This window comes from Pseudomonas auratipiscis (genome assembly GCF_036324085.1).
Classification (GTDB): domain Bacteria; phylum Pseudomonadota; class Gammaproteobacteria; order Pseudomonadales; family Pseudomonadaceae; genus Aquipseudomonas; species Aquipseudomonas auratipiscis.
The window spans coordinates 293679-310756 of record NZ_JAZDCU010000005.1; the positions used below are offsets into that span (position 1 = coordinate 293679).

At 58.9% G+C, this 17078-nt stretch carries 15 protein-coding genes; 7 read left to right on the top strand and 8 right to left on the bottom strand.

Going from position 1 to position 17078, the window contains the following annotated elements; translation table 11 throughout:
• The 5 genes from bioD (at position 1) to V0R60_RS09690 (ending at position 6570) form a co-directional block, all read left to right on the top strand.
• Positions 1–681 (top strand): dethiobiotin synthase, encoded by a 681-nt coding sequence (gene bioD / locus V0R60_RS09670; protein WP_330079251.1) that lies wholly within the window; start codon positions 1–3, stop codon positions 679–681.
• 108 nt (positions 682–789) lie between these two features.
• A complete protein-coding gene (locus tag V0R60_RS09675; RefSeq protein ID WP_330079252.1) occupies positions 790–1086 on the top strand; it encodes a pyrroloquinoline quinone biosynthesis protein PqqE in 297 nt (98 codons plus the stop codon).
• Positions 1087–1354: 268 nt separating this feature from the next.
• Positions 1355–3160, top strand: coding sequence for an acyl-CoA dehydrogenase C-terminal domain-containing protein (locus V0R60_RS09680; RefSeq protein WP_203479879.1), 1806 nt, complete (start codon positions 1355–1357; stop codon positions 3158–3160).
• A gap of 224 nt (positions 3161–3384) precedes the next feature.
• Positions 3385–4668, top strand: coding sequence for a GGDEF domain-containing protein (locus tag V0R60_RS09685; protein ID WP_330079253.1), 1284 nt, complete (start codon positions 3385–3387; stop codon positions 4666–4668).
• 123 nt (positions 4669–4791) lie between these two features.
• Positions 4792–6570, top strand: coding sequence for an acyl-CoA dehydrogenase C-terminal domain-containing protein (locus tag V0R60_RS09690; RefSeq protein WP_330079254.1), 1779 nt, complete (start codon positions 4792–4794; stop codon positions 6568–6570).
• Between the two features lie 238 nt (positions 6571–6808).
• On the opposite strand, the gene V0R60_RS09695 is transcribed toward V0R60_RS09690, so the two are convergent.
• The gene (locus V0R60_RS09695) at positions 6809–7732 is read right to left on the bottom strand and encodes a LysR family transcriptional regulator (protein ID WP_136474182.1); all 924 of its coding nucleotides are present in this window, start codon (positions 7730–7732) and stop codon (positions 6809–6811) included.
• A 158-nt stretch (positions 7733–7890) separates the two neighbouring features.
• Here V0R60_RS09695 and V0R60_RS09700 point away from each other — a divergent pair, with 158 nt between their 5' ends.
• Both V0R60_RS09700 and V0R60_RS09705 read left to right on the top strand, forming a co-directional pair.
• Complete coding sequence (locus V0R60_RS09700; protein WP_330079255.1) at positions 7891–9168, top strand: aspartate aminotransferase family protein; 1278 nt, start codon at positions 7891–7893, stop codon at positions 9166–9168.
• 161 nt (positions 9169–9329) lie between these two features.
• Positions 9330–9488, top strand: coding sequence for a YqaE/Pmp3 family membrane protein (locus tag V0R60_RS09705; protein ID WP_003177654.1), 159 nt, complete (start codon positions 9330–9332; stop codon positions 9486–9488).
• A 43-nt stretch (positions 9489–9531) separates the two neighbouring features.
• Here the strand turns inward: V0R60_RS09705 and V0R60_RS09710 are convergent, their stop codons facing one another.
• The 7 genes from V0R60_RS09710 to pqqF form a co-directional block, all read right to left on the bottom strand.
• A complete protein-coding gene (locus V0R60_RS09710) occupies positions 9532–11370 on the bottom strand; it encodes a S9 family peptidase (protein WP_330079256.1) in 1839 nt (612 codons plus the stop codon).
• Positions 11336–12496 (bottom strand): pyrroloquinoline quinone biosynthesis protein PqqE, encoded by a 1161-nt coding sequence (pqqE, locus tag V0R60_RS09715; RefSeq protein ID WP_330079257.1) that lies wholly within the window; start codon positions 12494–12496, stop codon positions 11336–11338. Before pqqE ends, V0R60_RS09710 begins: the two co-directional genes overlap by 35 nt.
• A complete protein-coding gene (gene pqqD, locus V0R60_RS09720; RefSeq protein ID WP_136474186.1) occupies positions 12468–12743 on the bottom strand; it encodes a pyrroloquinoline quinone biosynthesis peptide chaperone PqqD in 276 nt (91 codons plus the stop codon). Before pqqD ends, pqqE begins: the two co-directional genes overlap by 29 nt.
• A complete protein-coding gene (gene pqqC, locus V0R60_RS09725) occupies positions 12740–13495 on the bottom strand; it encodes a pyrroloquinoline-quinone synthase PqqC (protein WP_136474187.1) in 756 nt (251 codons plus the stop codon). The genes pqqD and pqqC overlap by 4 nt, the downstream gene beginning before the upstream one ends.
• 11 nt (positions 13496–13506) lie before the next feature.
• Complete coding sequence (pqqB, locus tag V0R60_RS09730; RefSeq protein WP_330079258.1) at positions 13507–14418, bottom strand: pyrroloquinoline quinone biosynthesis protein PqqB; 912 nt, start codon at positions 14416–14418, stop codon at positions 13507–13509.
• 67 nt (positions 14419–14485) lie between these two features.
• Positions 14486–14557, bottom strand: coding sequence for a pyrroloquinoline quinone precursor peptide PqqA (gene pqqA / locus V0R60_RS09735; protein WP_008365141.1), 72 nt, complete (start codon positions 14555–14557; stop codon positions 14486–14488).
• 158 nt (positions 14558–14715) lie between these two features.
• Positions 14716–17067, bottom strand: a complete 2352-nt coding sequence (pqqF, locus tag V0R60_RS09740; protein ID WP_330079259.1) for a pyrroloquinoline quinone biosynthesis protein PqqF — start codon at positions 17065–17067, stop codon at positions 14716–14718.
• Positions 17068–17078 lie beyond the last annotated feature (11 nt).

Below are 17078 nucleotides of genomic sequence, written 5' to 3' on the forward strand. Positions count from 1 at the left end.
ATGAGCCCGGGCTACTTCATTGCGGGAACCGATACCGATGTCGGCAAGACCACCGTCGCTGCCGGCTTGCTGCACGCCGCGCAATTGGCAGGTCTGACTACCCTCGGTGCCAAGCCGGTGGCATCGGGGTGCACTGCCACCGCCAAAGGACTACGCAACGACGATGCCATGGCGCTGATTGCGCAAAGCTCGATCAAGTTGCCCTACGAGCAGGTCAATCCCTTTGCTTTCGAACCTGCCATTGCGCCTCACTTGGCGGCTCGAGAGGCAGGGGTGGTGTTAAGTGTGCAAGGGCTTCTGACGCCCATGCGCCAGATTCTGGAGCAGGGCGCGGACTTCACCTTGATCGAAGGTGCGGGTGGGTGGCGCGTGCCGCTTTGCGACCAGGCCAACCTTTCGGACCTCGCCATTGCCTTGCAACTGCCGGTGATACTGGTAGTGGGTGTTCGCCTGGGGTGCATCAGCCATGCCTTGCTCAGCGCTGAAGCCATCGCTCGCGACGGGCTGCAGTTGGCTGGTTGGGTGGCCAATATTGTTGACCCGCGTACTTCGCGTCTGGAAGAAAACCTGGCGAGCCTGGCTGAACGTTTACCCGCCCCTTGTCTTGGACGGGTACCTAAACTCAAGCAGGCAAGCGCCGCGGCTGTGGCGGAGTACCTGCAACTGGACCTGCTGGACTAGTCAGGGTCTATCACGTGGCAGCATGCCATTATTCATTTCAACGGGTCTTTTACCTGATTGTTTGTTTCAATAGTGGCTGTTGGCCTTTTCGCAGTATGGAGTCTCGACATGGAAATCTCTGGCAACTCAGCATTCTACGCAGGACTCGGGGCGATCCAGGTCGGGCAGAACCGCGTCGATCAGGCCGCCAGCCAGATCGCCAATACTACCGTCGAACGTGCCGCCACCAGCCAATCCAGTGACTATCAGGCCGAGCGCCTGCGTGCGGTTGATCGCAGCCAACAGATGGACCTGGCTACCAGTACTGTGGAAATGGCCTTGGGCAAACATCAGGTAGAGCTCGGTGTCAAAGTCGCCAAAGCATCCGACGAAATGCTTGGCACGCTGATCGACACCTACGCCTGAGCGCCGCGCCGCGCGCTTTGAGCGCATCCCTCTAATCCTTGAGTATCAGCACCTTGGCCTTGCTGCCAGGTGCTTGCCTGCGCGTGCGCGCAACGTTTTGCGGACTGAACGGGACAGTGTTGCACGCGTAAACCGCTGTTTGGTTGACGCTTGACAAGTTTTCGACGTAAACGTATGTTTCAAACAACTGTTTGACCGAAAGTCGCCAAGCGCTGGTCGGTCTGTCGCGGTCTCCCTATCCAGGATTCATCAGCAGAGGTTCATCGCTATGCCGGATTACAAAGCCCCCTTGCGTGATATTCGCTTCGTTCGTGACGAGTTGCTTGGTTACGAAGCGCATTATCAGAGCCTGCCGGCTTGCCAGGACGCCACTCCAGACATGGTTAACGCCATTCTTGAAGAGGGCGCCAAGTTTTGTGAACAGGTTCTGGCTCCGCTGAACCGCGTGGGTGATCTGGAAGGCTGTACCTGGAGTGAGTCGGGTGTGAAGACCCCGACCGGTTTCAAGGAAGCCTACAAGCAATTCGTCGAAGGCGGCTGGCCGAGTCTGGCGCATGATGTCGACCACGGCGGTCAGGGTCTTCCTGAGTCGCTGGGCCTGGCAGTCAGCGAAATGGTGGGTGAGTCGAACTGGTCGTGGGGCATGTACCCTGGCCTGTCCCACGGGGCGATGAACACCATCTCCGAGCACGGTACCCCCGAGCAGCAAGAAACCTATCTGACCAAGCTGGTGTCCGGCGAGTGGACCGGCACCATGTGCTTGACCGAGCCTCACTGCGGTACCGACCTGGGCATGCTGCGCACCAAGGCCGAGCCTCAGGCTGACGGTTCCTACAAAGTTACCGGCACCAAGATCTTCATCTCGGCCGGTGAACACGACATGGCCGACAACATCGTCCACATCGTGCTGGCACGCCTGCCGGATGCACCGGCTGGCACCAAAGGTATTTCCCTGTTCATCGTGCCGAAGTTCATGCCGACTGCCGAAGGCACTGTGGGTGAGCGCAACGCAGTGTCCTGTGGCTCGCTTGAGCACAAGATGGGCATTCACGGCAACGCCACCTGCGTGATGAACTTCGACGCTGCTACCGGCTACCTGATCGGCCCGGCCAACAAAGGCCTGAATTGCATGTTCACCTTCATGAACACTGCGCGCCTGGGTACCGCACTGCAAGGTCTGGCACATGCTGAAGTAGCGTTCCAGGGTGGCTTGAAATACGCTCGCGACCGCCTGCAAATGCGCTCGCTGACGGGGCCCAAAGCGCCGGAAAAAGCTGCTGATCCGATCATCGTCCACCCGGATGTGCGTCGTATGCTGCTGACCATGAAGGCCTTCGCTGAAGGTAACCGCGCCATGGTTTACTTCACTGCCAAGCAGGTCGACATCGTCAAGTACAGCCAGGACGAAGAAGAGAAGAAGAAAGCCGATGCTCTGCTGGCGTTCATGACGCCGATTGCCAAGGCATTCATGACCGAAGTCGGCTTTGAGTCGGCCAACCACGGTGTACAGATCTATGGCGGCCACGGTTTCATCGCCGAGTGGGGCATGGAGCAGAACGTTCGCGACAGCCGTATCTCGATGTTGTACGAAGGCACCACCGGTATCCAGGCACTGGACCTGCTCGGCCGTAAAGTGTTGATGACGCAAGGCGAAGCACTCAAGGGCTTCACCAAGATCGTGCACAAGTTCTGCCAGGGCAATGAAGGCAACGAAGCTATCAGCGAGTTCGTCACACCGCTGGCCCAACTGAACAAAGAGTGGGGCGAGCTGACCATGAAGGTTGGTATGGCTGCGATGAAAGATCGCGAAGAAGTCGGTGCTGCCTCGGTGGACTACCTGATGTATTCCGGTTACGCCTGCCTGGCTTACTTCTGGGCCGACATGGCTCGTCTGGCTGCCGAGAAACTGGCTGCCGGCACTAGCGATGAAGCGTTCTACACCGCCAAGCTGCAGACTGCACGCTTCTACTTCCAGCGTATCCTGCCGCGTACTCGCACTCACGTTGCCACGATGCTGTCCGGTGCCAATAACCTGATGGACATGAACGAAGAGCATTTCGGTCTTTCGTACTAAGCCATCTGCTGTAACGAAAAACGCCTGCCCTAATCGGCAGGCGTTTTTTTTGTCTGCATGAACCGGTAGGCGTGAGCGCACAGCGACAGTGAAACCTGAGGGTTGGGTAAGCGCTCAGGCAAAGAGTTATGCAGTTCCGACCAAGTGAATTCATCTATTCATATGCGCTGCCGATAGATTAAAGGCACAATGCCATTATTGATCTGCCGGGTCGGAGATTACCCTTGTTTCGTTTATCCGCTGTACGACCAAGTCACTTTTTACCGTCTGTTTGCCTGTTGGTATCCGGGCTCGCCGCCGCTTATGTCAGAGACCTGAGCGTCTTCTTCACATCGCTGTTCAATGTCCTGCCTACCTTGGTGCTGTTACTGGGTGGCGCCTACTGCGCTGTTTATCGCCGTCAGCGTGAACTGTTTCTGATGGTCACGGTGTACATCGCCTATTTTCTGCTCGATACCCAAACCGATTTCTACCGCGACAATGGCCTGGTTCGTGAAGACGCCGCGGTGGTATTTCATCTGGTCTGCTTGCTGCTGCCGCTGATGTTCGCGCTATACGGTGCCTGGCAGGAGCGTACGCATTTGTTCCAGGACATGGTGGCACGCTTCGCCGTGCTGCTGGCTGTTGGCAGTGTTGCTTTAGGCTTGGAACAGAGTTTTCCCCAGGCACTGCTGGGCTGGCTGGCCGAGATTCGTTGGCCTGCCCTGCACGGTCAATGGATGAGCTTGATCCAGTTGGCCTATCCGGTGTTCTTCATCGCCTTCGCGGTGTTGGTGGTGCAGTACCTGCGTGAGCCGAGGCCGTTGCATGCTGCACAGGTCATAGGCCTGATCGGTATTTTCTGGATGCTGCCGAAGACGTTCATCCTGCCTTTCACCCTCAATATCATGTGCAGTCAGGTGATGTTGATGATCGCTGCCGCGGTGTCCCACGAGGCATATCAAATGGCTTTCCGGGATGAGCTGACCGGGTTGCCTGGCCGTCGAGCGCTCAATGAGCGTATGCAGCGCCTGGGCCGTAATTACGTGCTGGCCATGACGGATGTCGATCACTTCAAGAAATTCAACGATACCCACGGTCACGATGTTGGTGACCAAGTGCTACGTCTGGTCGCCAGCAAGCTGTCCAAGGTTACCGGCGGCGGTCGGGCCTATCGCTATGGCGGGGAAGAGTTCGCCTTGGTGTTTGCCGGCAAGAGCATCGAGGAATGCATGCCGCACCTGGAAGCCGTGCGTGAAGTGATCGCCAATTACAACATCCAGTTGCGCAACCAGGACAACCGTCCTCAGGACGATCAACAAGGTCGCCAACGGCGCGGCGGGACCGGCGCAGCGAGCGTGTCGGTGACTATCAGCATTGGAGTGAGCGAGCGCCTCATCGACCATCGGTCACCCGATGCAGTGCTTAAATCAGCGGACCAGGCGCTCTACAGTGCCAAGGGCGCGGGGCGCAACTGCGTCATGGCTTATGGTTACCAGGCCAAGCGTGGGGCTGTGCGCACGGCGTGACTCAACCTGACTGCTCAGTCATGTGATGACCCTATGTCTCGCAAAAGTTGTTCGGTTACACTGGTTGCATAACAGTGACGCGGTCCTGCGGGACCGTCCCCGACTCAAGTGTGAGAGGTTGCCATGGCTGACTATAAAGCGCCCCTGCGTGATATGCGCTTCGTCCTCAATGAAGTCTTCGAAGTCGCCAAGCTCTGGGCTCAGTTGCCGGGCTTGGCGGATGCGGTTGACGAGGAGACCGCCCTGGCGGTGCTGGAGGAGGCTGGCAAAGTCACTGGCAAGAGCATCGCGCCGCTGAGCCGCAGCGGCGACGAAGAGGGCTGCCACTGGGACGACGGCGCTGTGCGCACGCCAGCCGGTTTCATCGAGGCCTACAAGACTTACGCCGAAGGTGGCTGGGTTGGCGTTGGTGGTGATCCTGCCTATGGCGGTATGGGAATGCCCAAGGTGATCTCGGCCCAGGTCGAGGAAATGGTCAACTCGTCGAGCCTGGCATTCGGCCTGTACCCGATGCTGACCGCTGGCGCCTGCCTGTCGATCAATGCCCATGCCAGCGAAGCGCTCAAAGAAAAGTACCTGCCAAACATGTATGCCGGTATCTGGGCCGGTTCCATGTGCCTGACCGAACCTCACGCAGGTACCGACCTGGGCATCATCCGCACCAAGGCCGAGCCGCAAGCTGACGGTAGCTACAAAGTCAGCGGCACGAAGATATTCATTACCGGTGGCGAACACGACCTGACTGAAAACATCATTCATCTGGTTTTGGCCAAGCTGCCGGACGCTCCCGCGGGTCCTAAGGGAATTTCCCTGTTCCTGGTGCCCAAGTTCATGGTCAACGCCGACGGCAGCCTGGGTGCGCGTAACCCAGCCAACTGTGGTTCGATCGAACACAAGATGGGTATTCAGGCTTCGGCCACTTGCGTCATGAACTTTGACGAAGCGGTGGGCTATCTGGTCGGCGAGCCCAACAAGGGGCTGGCAGCAATGTTCACCATGATGAACTACGAGCGTCTTGGCGTAGGTATCCAGGGCCTGGCTTCGGCAGAGCGCTCGTACCAGAATGCTATCGAATACGCGCGTGACCGCTTGCAGAGCCGTGCACCTACCGGACCGCAGGCTCAGGACAAGGCGGCCGACCCGATCATCGTGCATCCGGACGTACGTCGCATGCTGCTGACGATGAAAGCGTTCAACGAAGGTGGTCGCGCGTTCTCTACCTATGTCGCCATGCAGCTGGACACCGCCAAGTACAGCGAAGATGCAGCGACCCGCAAGCGCGCCGAGGAACTCGTCGCGTTGCTGACCCCGGTATCCAAGGCTTTCCTGACCGACCTGGGGCTTGAGACCACGGTGCATGGCCAACAAGTCTTTGGCGGCCACGGCTACATTCGTGAGTGGGGCCAGGAGCAACTGGTTCGCGATGTGCGCATTACCCAGATCTATGAGGGCACCAACGGTATTCAGGCGCTGGATCTGATGGGCCGTAAAGTAGTAGGCAGTGGCGGTGCTCTGTACAAGTTGTTCGCCGACGAAATTCGCCATTTCACCGCCACTGCTGGCAATGAATTGAGCGAGTTCGTCACGCCGCTGAACGCTGCCCTGGACAATCTGGATGACCTGACGGCCTGGGTGCTCGATCGGGCGAAGAACAACCCCAACGAAATCGGCGCTGCATCGGTGGAATACCTGCAAGCCTTTGGCTATACCGCCTACGCCTACATGTGGGCGCTCATGGCGCGCACGGCGATGGCCAAGCAAGGTGAAGATGATTTCTATGCCAGTAAGCTGGGCACTGCTCGCTTCTATTTCGCTCGCTTACTGCCGCGGATTCATTCGCTCAGTGCCTCGGTGAAAGCCGGAAGCGAATCACTGTATCTGCTGGATGCCGCACAGTTCTGACAGCCGCACGTCGTGTAAGCTTTTTCCTACACGACGTGGTGACTTTTCGCCTCTATCGAAAGATTGGATCCACAGCTAATCTACTTGCATGGACGTAGCGCAGGAAGCGCCAAGGATAGAACACGGACACGAAGGATTCCTGCCAGGATGGTGGGGCGAAATGGATGTCAGGGAAACAGTCTGCAAAGCCCCGCTTCGGCGGGGTTTTCTTTTGCCCGCAGAAAAGTCCGGGTCCACGTCAGCCCAGCACATCCAGCGGTGATACACCCATCTGCCGCGGATCAGCTTCTTCTTCCAGCAGTGTGCGCAACAGTTCGACAGTTGCTTGCTGGCGCTGTGCATCTCGGAACACCAGACCAATCTTGAGCGGCACGCGAGGCTCGCTCAGCGGCTTCCACAGCAGTTCCTGATCATCTTCGACCACTTCCTTGGCGCGCCCGGGCAGTACCGTTGCGAGGGCGGTGTGACCGAGACTGTCGAGAATACCGGCCATGTTGTTCATTTCGGCCTGCACCTGCGGCCGACGTCCCAGGTTGGCCAGTTGTGTCTGCCAGATCTGGCGCACCTGAAACTCTTCGCCAAGCAGCAGCATGGGTAACTCCGCCGCTTGTTTCAGCGAGACTTTCTTGAATTCCCGCAGGGGGTGAGTCTTGGGGATTACAAGCTGTAGCTCATCTTCGTACAACATCAATCCATGCAGGCCTGGTTGGCGTGGCGGCAGGTAGCTGATGCCGATGTCCAGCGTGCCATTGAGCAAGCGCCTTTCGACCTCCAGCCCCGACAACTCGTAAATCTGTACCACCAAGTTAGGTTGAGCCTTACGCACACGGTCCAGAAGCTGTGGCACCAGGCTCGGCCTTACGATCTGCAATACACCAATGGCCAGGGTACGCAGTGATTGTCCCTTGAAATTGCGCAGCGCCTCGCGGGCCCTTTGCAGTCCGTCGAGCAGGGGCAGGGCATGGTTGTACAACGTGTGCGCCGCGAGGGTCGGCAGCAAGCGCTTGTTGCTGCGTTCGAACAGGCTGACATCCAGGCTGTGTTCCAGTTGCCGAATCTGTTGCGAGAGCGCCGGTTGCGACAAGGAAAGTCGCTCGGCGGCCCGGCCGACATGGCCTTCTTCATACACCGCGACGAAATAACGCAGTTGGCGAAAATCCATAATTAATACTTATCAAAAATGCTCGAAAAACCAAATGGCTGTTAGCCGCTATTACGCCTAGTCTATCCCGTATTCCCAAGGCTTGCAGGGCCACAAGGCGCGATGAACACCGTGTATCTGGATGTTGTTTACATAGGCTTGGCAAAAGGGTCGAAAGTATGAATTTGTTCAATTTTCGACGTCCAGCGCCTGTTGTAGCCGAGCCCAAGCCGGTGCCGGTTGCTGCCAACCCCGAAGCACTTCCTGTTGATTACCTGATGCCTGTCACTGAACGTGCAGCGCAGGTTTTTGTCCGCGGCCAGGGTTCCTGGCTATGGGACAGCGAAGGCCACGCTTATCTCGATTTCACTCAAGGCTGTGCAGTCAACAGCCTCGGCCATAGCCCGAGTGTGCTGGTGAAAGCCTTGGGCAGTCAGGCTCAGGCGCTGATCAACCCGGGTGCAGGTTTTCACAACCGTGGCTTGCTCAAGTTGGTAAGTCTTCTTTGCCAGAGTACGGGCAGTGATCAGGCCTATCTGCTCAACAGTGGGGCCGAAGCCTGCGAAGGGGCGATCAAGCTGGCGCGTAAATGGGGGCAGTTGCACCGTAACGGCGCCTACCACATCATTACTGCAAGCCAGAGCTGCCACGGCCGGAGCCTGGGCGCGTTGTCGGCTTCCGATCCTTCACAGTGCATTCGCTGTGAGCCGGAACTGCCAGGCTTCAGCAAGGTACCCTTCAATGATCTGGAGGCACTGCACGCCGCTGTCGATTCGCGCACCGTGGCGATCATGCTTGAGCCTATTCAGGGCGAAGCCGGAGTCATTCCGGCGACTGCTGCCTACCTCAAGGGCGTCGAACGCCTGTGCCGTGAGTTAGGCATTCTGTTGATACTCGATGAAGTGCAGACCGGTGTCGGCCGCTGTGGCGCACTGCTTGCCGAGCAAACCTACGACGTGCGCGCCGACATCATCACCTTGGGTAAGGGCTTGGGGGGTGGTGTACCCCTGGCCGCGTTGCTGGCCCGTGGCAGTGCTTGCTGCGCCGAAGCGGGCGAGCTGGAAGGCAGCCACCATGGCAATGCGCTGATGACTGCTGCCGGTCTTGCGGTATTGGAGACTGTGCTGGAACCGGGCTTTTTTGAACACGTCCAGGATTCCGGCCGGCACCTACGTGATGGCTTGAGCCGCCTCGCTGGCCGCTACGGACAGCGTGAAGTACGCGGCCAGGGCCTGCTGTGGGCGCTGCAGCTTAGCGAAGACAATGCCGCTGAACTGGTCAAGGCCGCGCTGCATGAAGGTCTGCTACTCAATGCACCGCAAGCCGATGTGCTGCGGTTGTCGCCGGCACTGACCGTAAGCAAGGGCAATATCGATGAAATGCTGTTGCGTCTGGCCAGGGCTTTTGCCCGGGTGCATTCGGCGCAACAGCATCAGCGGCGTGAAGCCACTGCCTGATTTTTCACCTTTGGTGAAGTAACCGAACCGTCTCGCGTTCCTGCGCATCGCCCCGGGCCTGCAGTTTTTGGCCTGGGGCGTTTTTTTATCTGCGTTGGGTGGGTTGAACCCTTGTGCAGCGCTACAGTCAGTTCTAGTACATCATTGAAGGGAACTGCCCAATGGACTTTATTCGCATCATCATCGCCATTCTCCTGCCGCCACTTGGCGTATTCCTGCAGGTCGGCTTTGGCGGCGCCTTCTGGCTCAACATTCTGCTGACGTTGCTGGGCTACATTCCGGGCATCGTCCATGCGGTGTACATCATCGCCAAGCGATAACCTTCAACGCTGCTGGCAGTGCACACGAGGCCAAGCCAACCCTTCAGGTGTCTTGCAGCACCTGCCGATAAAACTTCCATTCCTCTTCCAGCGCATGGGCAAGGTTGGCCGCCGTGCGAAAGCCGTGGCGTTCCGAGGGGTAGAAATGCCCCTCGGCACGAATACCGTTGGCTTTGAGCGCAGCAAGCATTGAGCGGGTCTGTTCTGGCACTACTACGGCATCCAGTTCGCCCTGAAAGAAAATCACCGGTACCTTGATGTTCGCTGCGTGCAACAACGGTGTACGTTGTTGGTAGCGCTCGGCATCCTTGAGCGGATCACCGATCAGCCAGTCCAGGTAGTCACCTTCGAATTTGTGCGTTGCGCGAGCCAGGGCCTGGGGATCACTGACACCATAAAGACTGGCGCCAGCGCGGAAAACAGAGTGAAAGGCCAGCGCGCAAAGCGTGGTGTAACCCCCGGCGCTGCCGCCGCGAATGAATGCCTTGGTCGGATCGATCAAGCCACGTGCGGCCAAGTGCTCGACTACCGAGCACGCATCTTCGACGTCGATTTCCCCCCAGCGCAGGTGCAGGGCCTGGCGGTAGGCGCGACCGTAGCCGCTGCTGCCGCGGTAGTTGAGGTCGGCCACGGCGAAGCCGCGTTGGGTCCAGTATTGAATACGCGGATCAAGCGCCGGGTAGCAGGCCGAGGTTGGGCCACCATGCACAAAGACGATCAGGGGCGGGCGCTGTACATTGTCCATTGCCGGATAGAAGAAACCGTGGGCGACGCCGTTACCGCTGGGATAGCGCAAAGGCTGTGGACAACTGATGCGTTCAGCAGGCAAGGGCCGTGCGCCACCCGCCAGGACCTTTACGTTGTGGTTGATGCGATCAATGGCAATGACCGCCGACGGGCAGGTCGGTGATGCAGCGATGGCGTAGAAAGAGTTCTGATCCAGGTCCAGGCAGCGAAAACGGCTGTAGGGCGTGTCGATCAGGTGCCGCGAACCATCGATGTGGTACTGGCCCAAACGACTGAAACCGTCTTCGAACCACGTGGCCAGATAGTGGTGTTCATCCACTTCAAGCCAAGTGCAGGCACCCATTTGCCACGGTGCTGCAGCATGATCGGCATGTGCGGCGGGCAGGGCGCTCCAGCCCTGTGCGGTTTCTGCCCAGGGTTGCCAGAAGCCGTTGCGATCTGACAGACAATACAAACGGCCGACGCTATCGAAACGTGGCTGCTGCAGGGATTGCGCCGGCCCTTGGTTGCCGGCGATGCAGCGTGGCGGGCCCCACTGGCCATTCGATTCGCGTTCACTGCAAAGCAAGCGCGTGGCGGTCCAGGGCTGGTTGGGCCTGCTCCATTCGATCCACGCCAGTCGCGAGCCATCATCGCTCAAGGTCGGTGCGGCATAAAAATCCGCACCTTCAGCCAACACCTCACGCCACTGCGCGGATATTGCCACCAGGCGATGTTCCACGTGATCTGCGCAATGGGTTTCTTCAACGGCCAGAACCTTGCCAGCAGCCCAGCGCAGATCACCGTAACGGCGCTCGCCCTGGGTCAGCGGTTGGGGCAGGCCGCCGAGCAGATCCTGGGTGTAGAGTTGTTGGTCGGCCTCGTTGACGAACACCAGGCCTTCATCGTTCAGGCAAAAGCTGCCGCCGCCGTATTCATAGACGCGACTGCGAACGCTAAAGCCATCCGGCGTCAGGCAGTGCGCCTGGCCGTCGCGCCACTGCCAGACGCGGCAAGCGCCATCGCGGGGACGGAACTCGTTCCAGAACAGGCCTTGCGGCCCAACCTTCAATTCGGCGAAGTCGGTGCCGGCAGCTACTGCCTGTTCGGCGCTGAATCGCTCAGCTGCGGAAGATGACTCGGGAGTTACGCTCATTGCGAAAGGTCAACTCATCAATGTTCAACTGGGCGTGCTCGGCTTCCTCGCGGGCCTTGAGAATGATCCCATGGTCCGCAGATTTGGCGCAGACCGGGTCAGCGTTACTGGCGTCGCCGGTGAGCATGTAGGCCTGGCAGCGGCAGCCGCCGAAGTCCTTTTCCTTTTCATCGCAGGAGCGGCACGGCTCAGGCATCCAGTCGTAACCGCGGAAGCGGTTGAAACCGAACGAGTCGTACCAGATGTGTTGCATGCTGTGATCGCGCACATTGGGAAACTGCACCGGTAGTTGTCGCGCGCCGTGACACGGCAGGGCGGTGCCATCCGGTGTGACGGTAAGGAACACGCTACCCCAACCGTTCATGCAGCCTTTGGGACGTTCTTCGTAGTAGTCGGGCGTGACAAAAATCAGCTTGCACGGATTACCGGCCGCCTTGAGTCGCTCGCGGTACTCATTGGTAATGCGTTCGGCGCGCTCCAGCTGTGCACGGGTTGGCAGCAGACCGATCCGGTTCAAATGGGCCCAGCCGTAGAACTGGCAGGTGGCCAGCTCGACAAAATCGGCCTCAAGCGCGGTGCACAGCTCAATGATGCGATCGATCTTGTCGATGTTGTGACGGTGGGTGACGAAATTGAGCACCATCGGATAGCCGTGAGCTTTCACCGCTCGAGCCATTTCGAGCTTTTGCGCAAAAGCTTTTTTCGAGCCGGCCAGCAAGTTGTTCACCTGTTCGTCGCTGGCCTGAAAACTGATCTGGATATGGTCCAGGCCAGCTTCTTTGAAGGTCGCTATTTTTTGCTCGGTAAGCCCGATGCCGGAGGTGATCAAGTTGGTGTAGTAGCCCAGGCGCCGGCCTTCGCCGATCAACTCGGCCAGGTCCTGGCGCACCAGCGGCTCGCCACCGGAAAACCCCAGCTGTGCGGCGCCCATTTCCCGGGCCTCGGCCATAACCTTGAACCACTGCTCGGTGCTCAGTTCCTGGCCTTGGGCGGCGAAATCCAACGGGTTCGAGCAGTAGGGGCATTGCAGTGGGCAGCGGTAGGTCAGCTCGGCGAGCAGCCACAGCGGTAACCCGACCTCAGGCTTGGCCGCTACTTCACTCAAGGACGATCCAGTGTTCGGCACGGGCGACCTCCATGAACTGCTCGATATCATCACCGAGCTCGGGTACCCCGGGGAATTGCTTGTCCAGCTCGGCAATGATTCCAGCAACATCACGCTGGCCATCGATCAGCCCACCGATCAGGGCTGCACTTTCATTCAGTTTGATCATGCCTTCGGGATAGAGCAAGACATGTCCCTTTTGCGCTGGCTCGTATTGGAAGCGGTAGCCCGGCCGCCATTTTGGGGTTTGCGTACGATCAAAACTCATAAGGTGATTCCTTTGTGCCAGACCCGTTCGCTGGTAACGCTGTGGTAGGGCGGACGGTTCAGCTCATAGGCCATGCTCATGGCGTCGAGCATGCTCCACAAAATATCCAGCTTGAACTGCAGGATCTCCAGCATGCGCTGCTGGCCCTCAACAGTAGTGTAGTGCTGCAGCGTGATTGCCAGCCCATGTTCGACATCCCGGCGCGCCTGGCCCAGGCGCGTACGGAAGTACTCGTAACCGGCCGGGTCGATCCAGGGATAGTGTTGCGGCCAGCTGTCCAGGCGCGATTGGTGGATCTGTGGGGCAAACAGCTCGGTCAGCGAACTGCTGGCGGCTTCCTGCCAGCTGGCGCGACGAGCGAAATTCACATAGGCGTCCACAGCAAAGCGCACACCGGGAAGCACCAGCTCTTGGGAGCGCAACTGCTCGGGATCCAGCCCTACCGCCTGGCCCAGGCGCAGCCACGCCTCGATGCCACCGTCCTCGCCAGGCGCACCGTCATGGTCGAGCAGGCGCTGGATCCACTCTCGACGAATCTCGCGGTCCGGGCAGTTGGCCAGAATTGCCGCATCCTTGAGGGGGATGTTGACTTGGTAGTAGAACCGGTTGGCTACCCAGCCTTGGATCTGCTCGCGACTGGCCCGGCCTTCGTACATCGCCACATGATAGGGGTGATGGATGTGGTAGTACGCGCCTTTGGCGCGCAGGGCATGTTCGAATTCGGCGGGGGACAGCGCTGTGGCGTCGCTCATGTCAGCTCCTGCTAAAGGGTGATGCTCATGCCGTCGAAGGCTACTTCGACGCAACGGCGATCCAGTTCGGCGCGTTCGGCCGAGTCTTCATCGAGAATCGGGTTGGTGTTGTTGATGTGGATAAGCACCTTGCGTTGGGTTGGAAAACCCTCAAGGACTTCCAGCATCCCACCCGGTCCATTCTGCGCCAAATGACCCATTTCGCGGCCGGTGCGAGTACCGACACCACGGCGCTGCATTTCATCGTCCTCCCACAAGGTGCCATCCACCAGCAGGCAATCGGCTTCACCCATCATCTGCAGCAGATGGTCGTCCACTTGGCCCAGCCCCGGGGCGTAGAACAGTTTGCCACCTGTACGCAGGTCTTCGATCATCAGGCCGAGGTTGTCGCCTGGATGAGGGTCGAAACGGTGTGGCGAGTAGGGCGGGGCGGCGCTGCGTAGCGGGAAGGGGGTAAAGCGCAGGTTCGGGCATGCTTCGACGACAAAGCTGCCTTGCAGTTCGATGCGGTTCCACTGCAGGCCGCCATTCCAATGACTGAGCATGGTGAACAAGGGAAAACCGGTGGAGAGGTCTTGATGGACCATCTCGGTGCACCACACCTGATGCGGGCAGCCTTCACGCAGGCTCAGCAGGCCGGTGGTGTGATCGATCTGGCTGTCGAGCAGGACAATGGCGTTGATGCCACTGTCGCGCAAGGCGCGCGCGGGCTGCATGGGCGCGAACGCCTGCAGTTGTGCACGAATATCCGGCGAGGCGTTGCACAGTACCCAGTGAATACCGTCGTCAGACAGGGCAATCGACGATTGGGTGCGCGCCGTGGCGCGCAATGTGCCGTCGCGAAAGCCTTTGCAGTTCACGCAGTTGCAGTTCCACTGCGGGAAGCCGCCACCTGCGGCGGAACCTAGAATCTGGATGTACATAGCTGCTCCTGCCGGGTTTTGAAATAAAAACGCCCCGGCTGACCGAGGCGTTGTACCGCAGGCTGACTCAGCGGCTTGCGAAATACATGGTCACTTCAAAGCCGATACGCAGATCAGTGTAAGCAGGTTTTGTCCACATGGATTGACTCCTTCCGGATGGGGCTGGGTTTGACAGCTACCTATTTAGTCCTCATGGGTCATGAGGGGTTCAAATAGCTGGGATTGCGCTATCTTACTAAAATTCCACGTACTGAATGGTTAAATCCTCGATAAACGTCGTTACATATTCAGTAAGAATCAGGGCTTCGACCAGTCGCCACAAAGAGCGGCAGGACCATTGGCCAAGCACAGCCAGCCTCGTTTGGCCTGTACCAGATCATCTGCACACTGGCGCAGCATTGCCTCATCGACTGCGTGAATCTGCTGTTGAAGTGCGTGCAAAGACGCCTTGCTACGCCCAGCCAGGAGCGCCTGCCAGGCCCATTCGGCGACCTCGGCGTTGCCCATTGCCGGCTCACTCATTTGCTCGGCCAGTGCCTGACGGATCTCGGCGTCGCAGTGCAGGGTAGAAGGTAGCGGGGTGAGAAACCCATGGATATGCTCGATGATTTGCTCATGGCTGGCATTCGGCGACTGCACGCCGAACACCAGGCCGTTTATACCCTGGATCTGACGGAAGGCGCTGAAAACGGCGTAGCCCAGCTGCAATTCGACGCGCAAGCGTTGATAAAACGGCCCTTGAATGTGCTGCGCCAACAAGCGTGCGCAGGCCTCGTCATCGGTGGATAACGGGCAGAACAGCAGCAGTGCCTGTTCACTGGCCGCAGGTGGCAGCATTTTCCAAACGCGCTCGGTTCGTGCAGACGCGGGGTAAAGCAGGCCCGGATCCCCAGGTACGTGTTGCAGCACTCTGTTGAGGGCTTGCTGCGCAGGCTGGTCCAGCCCTGTTGCCATTGCCTGCCATCGTGCGTGCGTCCAGAGCCGTTGGAGATCGCTTTGACGAACATCGCCTGCGTGCAGTGAGGCGTCGGGGCCGCCGATGAGTTGCTCGGGAAGTTGCTGGAGCAAGGCGCGGATTGGCATCTTATCGACTTCACGGGCAGACCTCGCAGTCCAGCTGAAGGCATCTGGATGCTGCAGTACCTGCAGTGTTTCCGCCATTACCGCAACGACAGCGTCAGGGCTGCCCGCACAGCGTAATTGCCAGAACCTGGCACAGGAATCGAACTGCAACGTGACCCCAGCCCTTTGCGCACGTTCGCGCAATGGCTGCAGCGCGTGGTCGAGCACCTGCCAGAGTCGTTCATCGATTCCCGCGCTCACTTGCCAGCGCACATAAACGAAACCTTGCTGGCGTGTCGGCGGCAGCAGCGAACTGATGGATAAGCCTGTAGGCGTTACGCGGATGCGCTGATCGACAGGCTGATGTATCGCGAGCAACGGTTCTGCAGCAGGCAAGTGCCACCGTTCGAGGGCCAACGGCAAGGTGTTGTGCACAAGCGCCTCGAGCAAACTGTTCAAGACTTGCTCGGCTTGGTCCTCCAAGGCCTGATAGGGGCGAGAGGCGCTGTCTCGACAGGCTAACTCCAAAGCCGAGGCGGCGTGTGCACGACGGCACTGCAAGTTTGCGTACTCCTGTTTTATCGAGGTTCGGTCGACGTCGCGGAAAAACCTCAACCAATCCGTAAACAGCCCTCGCAGCTGTTCATCAGTAGCATCACCGTCAAGCTTAAGGCGGGTGAGCAGCAGTGCCTGCCCCGCAAAGCTGTAAAGGGCGTTGAACTCGATTGCTTGTCCCCAGCCTCGCCGACGAAGCGCCGAGAGCAGCCCGCCGGGGCGCGCATCAGTGAGCCAGGTGGCGAGAAATTCGATCGCCTGTTCCATCCCCGCAGGCTGGTTTTCGATGGCGTGCAAAAGGTCCAGGTGTTGTCCACTGCGCTGTGCTGTGAGCTTGTCATCGACAAGTCTCGCCACTGCCGCCTGCTCTATTCGTTCACCTGGGGTGAAATTGCGGGCGGCGGCGCATGCCATGGTTTGTAGCTGCTCAAGACTTTGTGGTCCGCTCAGGCTCAGGACCATTTGTCCGGCTTGGTAGAAACGTTGGTGATACGTTCGCAAGGCCGTCTGAAAGGCGTGACTGTGGATCGGCAGGCTATAGCGATTGCCTGCATGGAAAGCACTCAGCGGGTGCCCCCTGGAAACCTGCTGCAGCAATGCAAACTGCAGCTGAGCTTGAGGATTGCGCGACCAGGCGATGAATTCGGCATGAATCACTTCGCGCTCGCGGGACTGACGCTGCAAATCAAACAGCGGACGGGCGAGCATTTCGCACAAGCGCTCGAGCCCACCGGCAAATGCTGCCTGTGGGACTTCGAAAAAGTAGTCAGTAGTGCGCTCGCGGGTGCTTGCATTGACCTGCCCGCCGTGACGTTGCACATAGCGCATCAGGCCATCGTCGAGGGGGAAGCGGTCATTGCCGAGAAACAGCAGGTGCTCAAGAAAGTGGGCCAGGCCCGGATGAGCACGTGGGGCGTCATGACTGCCTGCCATCACCCGTATCGCGGCGGCGCAGCGCTTGAGCTGCGGGGCATGGCGTAGCGTGACTTGCAAGCCATTGTCGAGGGTGAGGTGTTGCACAGTGCTGGGCATGACGGTTCCGT

Coding starts and splice junctions, on each gene's coding strand:
- pqqF (WP_330079259.1), bottom strand. CDS start 17,067: ATGCCCAGCACTGTGCAACACCTCACCCTCGACAATGGCTTGCAAGTC.
- bioD (WP_330079251.1), top strand. CDS start 1: ATGAGCCCGGGCTACTTCATTGCGGGAACCGATACCGATGTCGGCAAG.
- V0R60_RS09695 (WP_136474182.1), bottom strand. CDS start 7,732: ATGGATTTTCGCCAACTGCGTTATTTCGTCGCGGTGTATGAAGAAGGC.
- V0R60_RS09690 (WP_330079254.1), top strand. CDS start 4,792: ATGGCTGACTATAAAGCGCCCCTGCGTGATATGCGCTTCGTCCTCAAT.
- V0R60_RS09675 (WP_330079252.1), top strand. CDS start 790: ATGGAAATCTCTGGCAACTCAGCATTCTACGCAGGACTCGGGGCGATC.
- V0R60_RS09680 (WP_203479879.1), top strand. CDS start 1,355: ATGCCGGATTACAAAGCCCCCTTGCGTGATATTCGCTTCGTTCGTGAC.
- V0R60_RS09710 (WP_330079256.1), bottom strand. CDS start 11,370: ATGAGCGTAACTCCCGAGTCATCTTCCGCAGCTGAGCGATTCAGCGCC.
- V0R60_RS09700 (WP_330079255.1), top strand. CDS start 7,891: ATGAATTTGTTCAATTTTCGACGTCCAGCGCCTGTTGTAGCCGAGCCC.
- pqqB (WP_330079258.1), bottom strand. CDS start 14,418: ATGTACATCCAGATTCTAGGTTCCGCCGCAGGTGGCGGCTTCCCGCAG.
- pqqD (WP_136474186.1), bottom strand. CDS start 12,743: ATGAGTTTTGATCGTACGCAAACCCCAAAATGGCGGCCGGGCTACCGC.
- V0R60_RS09705 (WP_003177654.1), top strand. CDS start 9,330: ATGGACTTTATTCGCATCATCATCGCCATTCTCCTGCCGCCACTTGGC.
- pqqC (WP_136474187.1), bottom strand. CDS start 13,495: ATGAGCGACGCCACAGCGCTGTCCCCCGCCGAATTCGAACATGCCCTG.